Here is a 4,914-nt window from a genome sequence, read left to right as displayed (position 1 = left end):
GACCAAGTGAAGTTCAAACCTAGTACATTAATAAAAGCGGTAGCAGGTGCTCCCTTACAGGTAGATCTTACAGCAAATTTTTTATTATTAGAAAAGCTACACTTAGGAGCTGCTTATAGATGGGATGCGGCTTTTAGTGGTCTTGCTGGTTTTCAAGTGTCAGACAGTATGCTCATAGGTCTTGCGTATGACCGAGAGACAACAGATTTAGGCAACACAACATTTAATGATGGAAGTTTTGAAATATTCTTACGATTTGAACTCTTTAACGAATATGATAGGTTATTAACACCTAGATTTTTCTAATACTCATAGTCATGAAAAAATACTTTATTCTCTTATTTATTTTATCTACCCCTGTCATTATAACAGCTCAGCAAAGTAAAATTTCTAAAGGAAATAAAGGCTATACTAATTTTGATTTTGTAAATGCACAAGATATTTATCAGAAAGTAGCTGATAAAGGATATGAATCTGCTGATTTATATAAACGGTTAGGGGATAGTTACTATCTGAACGCTTCGTATGAAAAAGCACAAATTTGGTATGGGAAGCTTATCGAAAAATATACGGATAATGTAGAAGCAGAAACCTATTTTAGATATGCGATAGCACTAAAAGGAACCAAAGATTACAAGCGCTCTGACGAAATCATGACTCGATTTAGCGAGTTATATAAAAACGATAAAAGAGCACAGATTTTTAAGAATAATCCTGATTATCTAAAAGATATAAATACCTATAAAGACTCATATAACGTTACAGAAACAACGATAAACTCTGGATATTCTGATTTTGGAACTGCCTTTTACGAAGACAAGCTTATTTTTTCTTCTGCAAAAGATACAGGGGCTTTTATCAAAAGAATCCACAAATGGAATGGGCAGCCTTTCTTAGACCTTTATGAGATACCCTTAGAAATGGTCTCTAATGGAGAAGCAACTATCAAAGATGCTAAGAAATTTAATAACGCTATCAATAGTCCTTTTCATGAGAGTACACCTATCTTCACAAAAGATGGAAACACGGTGTACTTTACCCGTAATAATTATAATAACGGGGTATATAGAGATGATATAAATGGCACCAATAAACTTAAAATTTATAAAGCTGTCAAAAATGATAAGAATAAGTGGAGTGATATAGAAGAACTTCCTTTTTCTAGTGATGAGTATACCATTGCTCATCCAGCATTGAGCCCAGATGAAAAAAGATTGTATTTCTCTTCCGATATGCCAGGCACTTTTGGTGATGCAGATTTGTGGTATGTCACGATTCAAGAAGATGGTACCTACGGTGCTCCTGTTAATTTAGGAGATCAAATTAATACAGAAGGTAGAGAATCCTATCCATTTATTTGTGACGAAAACGATTTGTATTTTGCGTCAAACGGACATCTAGGTTTAGGAGGTTTAGATATTTTTAAAGCGAGCATAGGTGATCTAGGTGAAGTCTCTGAAATTATAAATTTAGGAGAGCCCGTAAATACATCTAAAGATGATTTCTCTTTTGTGATTAATCATACAACCAATCAAGGTTTTCTTTCATCAAATCGTGTAAATGAAGCAGGAAATGACGATATATACATGTTGGAGCGTATTAAAACGCTACCACCTCCTTGTGTGATTGTCTTAACAGGACTTGTGACCGATAAAGATACAGGAGAGAAACTATCCAATGCGACCGTTACGCTATATGATACAAACAAAAACGTATTTGGCACATCGGTTACGGATGGTACTGCTACATTTTCTTTTGACCCAAGTTGTGATAGAGCAATGTTAGTAAGAGCAGAAAAAGATGGATATCTTCCTGAAGAAAAAATAATCACTATTCCTGTGACCTCTGCAAACCTAGAAGCATTGTTGCAACTAGAAAAGAAGAACAAACTATTAACTACAGGAGAAGACCTTAAAGACTTATTAGATTTAAATCCAATCTATTTTGATTTTGATCGTTTTAATATAAGACCAGATGCGGCTCTAGAGTTAGCAAAAGTTCAAACCGTAATGGAAGAGTATCCTACACTACGTATAGACGTAAGATCGCATACAGATAGTAGAGGAAATGATGCGTATAATGAGCGTTTATCACAAAACAGAAATGATGCTACGATACAATGGCTCGTAGATAAAGGGATTAATAGATCACGTTTAACAGGAAGAGGCTATGGAGAGTCCAGCCCTGTAAACAAGTGTACAAATAATGTTGCGTGCAGTGAAGCCGCACATCAAGAGAATAGGCGTAGTGAATTTATTATATTGGGGGATAGATAAAGATATCTACGTCTATTTTAAAAGCGCTCTATTTATGAGCGCTTTTTTTATTTAATAAATGATGCTATTTTGTACTTTTACAATCTATATGAAAGAAGAACTCGTCATCCTAGTCGATGAACATGATAACCAGATAGGTTTAATGCCTAAAATGGAAGCACATGAAAAGGCAATCCTTCATCGCGCTTTTTCCGTTTTTGTATTCAATGATAAAAACGAACTTATGCTACAACAAAGAGCATTACACAAATACCATTCTCCAGGGCTATGGACCAATACCTGCTGTAGCCATCAGCGAGATGGAGAAGATAATATCAGTGCGGGCACCCGAAGACTAGAAGAAGAAATGGGCTTTGTTGTGCCACTTAAAGAGACGACATCCTTTATTTATAAAGCTCCATTTGATAATGGACTCACAGAGCACGAGCTTGACCACATCCTTATTGGCTCTTATAACGGAGAACCTGTGATTAATCAAGACGAAGTCGCCTCTTGGAAATGGATGCCGCTAGAAAGTGTGAAGCAAGATATAATAGAACACCCTGAAGAATATACAGAGTGGTTTAAAATTATATTCGAACAATTTTACTCCCATTTAGAATCATGAGAATTACGGTAAATAGACATGCGCATTTTAATGCTGCCCATCGTTTGTATAGAAAAGATTGGGATGAAGCAACCAATACCAACGTATTTGGAAAATGTAGTAATCCTAACTATCACGGTCATAATTACGAACTCATTGTAGGAATCACAGGAGAAATTAACCCAGAAACAGGTTATTTAATAGATTTAAAAATTGTCAAAGATTTGATCAAATCCGAAGTAGAAGACGCCTTTGATCATAAAAACTTAAATCTGGAAGTGCCAGAATTTAAAGATTTAAATCCTACTGCCGAGAATATTGCAGTAGTCATTTATAATAAAATGAAACCAGTCCTAGATCCAAAATTTGACCTTACCATTACTTTATATGAGACACCTCGTAATTTTGTAGTGTATACAGGAGAATGAATGAAAAGATAATATGCCATAAAATGAGCAGAACAGCGTAGCGCCTCTGTATTATAGAAAATAGCACATGCATATAACAAATTGGTACCCACTTCAGTTTCAACCGATACTTAAAGAAAAAATATGGGGAGGGCAACAACTTAAAACATTTCTATCGAAGACTCCTGAAGACTTGCCTTTCGGCGAAAGCTGGGAAATCGCAGATCTTCCTGAGGATCAAAGTGTGGTGACACAAGGAGTCCTTAAAGGAAAAACACTGGGGGAGGTGGTGTCCGCTTTCGCGAAAGCGGTCTTAGGCACCCCAGTTGTTAATCAATTTGGAGAAAACTTTCCCTTACTTATCAAATACATAGACGCCGCAGACGACTTATCTGTACAACTTCACCCTGATGACACCCTAGCAAAAGCACTTCATCAAGGCAGTGGAAAAACAGAAATGTGGTACATCATGAAGGCTGTACCCGGAGCGCAAATCATTGTTGGTTTCGAAGGTAAGATGACTCCTGAAAAATTTGATACTGCCGTTGCCACGGGAACTATAAATGATCATTTACAATATATAGATGTCACCGCAGGAGATTGCTTTTTTATCAGTGCAGGATTGATTCATGCCATAGGAAAAGGGATCGTGCTTGCCGAGATTCAACAAACATCAGATATTACCTATCGTGTCTATGACTATCATCGTAAACAGCCTGATGGAAGTTTACGAGATCTGCATATAGAAAATGCCCGCAAAGCATTACAGTATACCAATCCTGATGATTATATTTTAGAATATGACCCTAGTAAAATAGGGGTTCAAACCTTAAAACACTGTCCGTTTTTTAAAACAGACATTATAAAATTAGAAGCTTCTTCCCATACTATAGATCGTATGGATAGTTTTACGGTATTGATAATGGTTGCAGGAAATATGATTTGTAGACATCAGGATAAAATATATAAACTAACCATAGGCGAGACCTTATTAATCCCAGCTGACTGCACATCTGTACTACTTGAAGGAACAGATGCTAAATTTCTTGAAGTTTATCTGTAAAACGCTTTAAATTATCTTAATTTTGCACCAAATTATAGATTATGGCAAATATTAGAGATTTAAAGAAAGATATCAATTTTGTATTAGGAGATATTATTGATGCAGTATACGTTTGGGAAGCAATGACTCCAGATGCTGAGGCAGCAAAAGGCGAAGCTATTATTGATGATGCAATTGAGACATTTGATGTGCTTATCGCAAAAGTAAATGACAGAAAAGTTGAAAATAGAAAGCAACATATAAAAGTAGTACGTGTTGAGCTTGAAGAAAAAGCGACTACACTTGTAGAGCGTATCAATAAATTGTAATTTTTTTTAAAAAAGTTGTTGCAAATATGAGATACTATTTTATATTTGCAGCCGTAATGCCGATGTAGCTCAGCTGGCTAGAGCAGCTGATTTGTAATCAGCAGGTCGTGGGTTCGAGTCCCTCTATCGGCTCTCAAAAGTCTTCCTTAGTTTGGAAGACTTTTTTGTTTTACATCAAATCACCAACGACCTTAATGGGATCAAGTGTAAAAGTTGTGGGATTTTCTGATTATGCAAAAATAGTTGAGAGTCTGTATAAGAAGAAGTCTACATT

At 35.9% G+C, this 4,914-nt stretch carries 6 protein-coding genes and 1 tRNA gene; all 7 read left to right on the top strand.

Annotation, left to right across the window (positions count from 1 at the left end; genetic code table 11):
- A partial coding sequence (locus Q0505_RS12655; protein WP_299213404.1) for a type IX secretion system membrane protein PorP/SprF occupies window positions 1–306 on the top strand: 306 nt, incomplete at its 5' end.
- Between the two features lie 11 nt (window positions 307–317).
- A complete protein-coding gene (locus Q0505_RS12650; RefSeq protein ID WP_299213402.1) occupies window positions 318–2,276 on the top strand; it encodes an OmpA family protein in 1,959 nt (652 codons plus the stop codon).
- 88 nt (window positions 2,277–2,364) lie between these two features.
- A complete protein-coding gene (gene idi, locus Q0505_RS12645) occupies window positions 2,365–2,883 on the top strand; it encodes an isopentenyl-diphosphate Delta-isomerase (RefSeq protein WP_299213400.1) in 519 nt (172 codons plus the stop codon).
- Window positions 2,880–3,290, top strand: a complete 411-nt coding sequence (locus tag Q0505_RS12640; protein ID WP_299213398.1) for a 6-carboxytetrahydropterin synthase — start codon at window positions 2,880–2,882, stop codon at window positions 3,288–3,290. The genes idi and Q0505_RS12640 overlap by 4 nt, the downstream gene beginning before the upstream one ends.
- A gap of 67 nt (window positions 3,291–3,357) precedes the next feature.
- The gene (locus tag Q0505_RS12635; protein ID WP_299213396.1) at window positions 3,358–4,332 is read left to right on the top strand and encodes a type I phosphomannose isomerase catalytic subunit; all 975 of its coding nucleotides are present in this window, start codon (window positions 3,358–3,360) and stop codon (window positions 4,330–4,332) included.
- 41 nt (window positions 4,333–4,373) lie between these two features.
- Window positions 4,374–4,640 (top strand): hypothetical protein, encoded by a 267-nt coding sequence (locus Q0505_RS12630; protein ID WP_299213394.1) that lies wholly within the window; start codon window positions 4,374–4,376, stop codon window positions 4,638–4,640.
- A gap of 58 nt (window positions 4,641–4,698) precedes the next feature.
- A tRNA-Thr gene (locus Q0505_RS12625) sits at window positions 4,699–4,772 on the top strand.
- Window positions 4,773–4,914 lie beyond the last annotated feature (142 nt).

It is taken from the genome of uncultured Dokdonia sp., from assembly GCF_937910895.1.
GTDB lineage: Bacteria > Bacteroidota > Bacteroidia > Flavobacteriales > Flavobacteriaceae > Dokdonia.
This window is presented reverse-complemented; position numbering and strand designations above follow the sequence as displayed.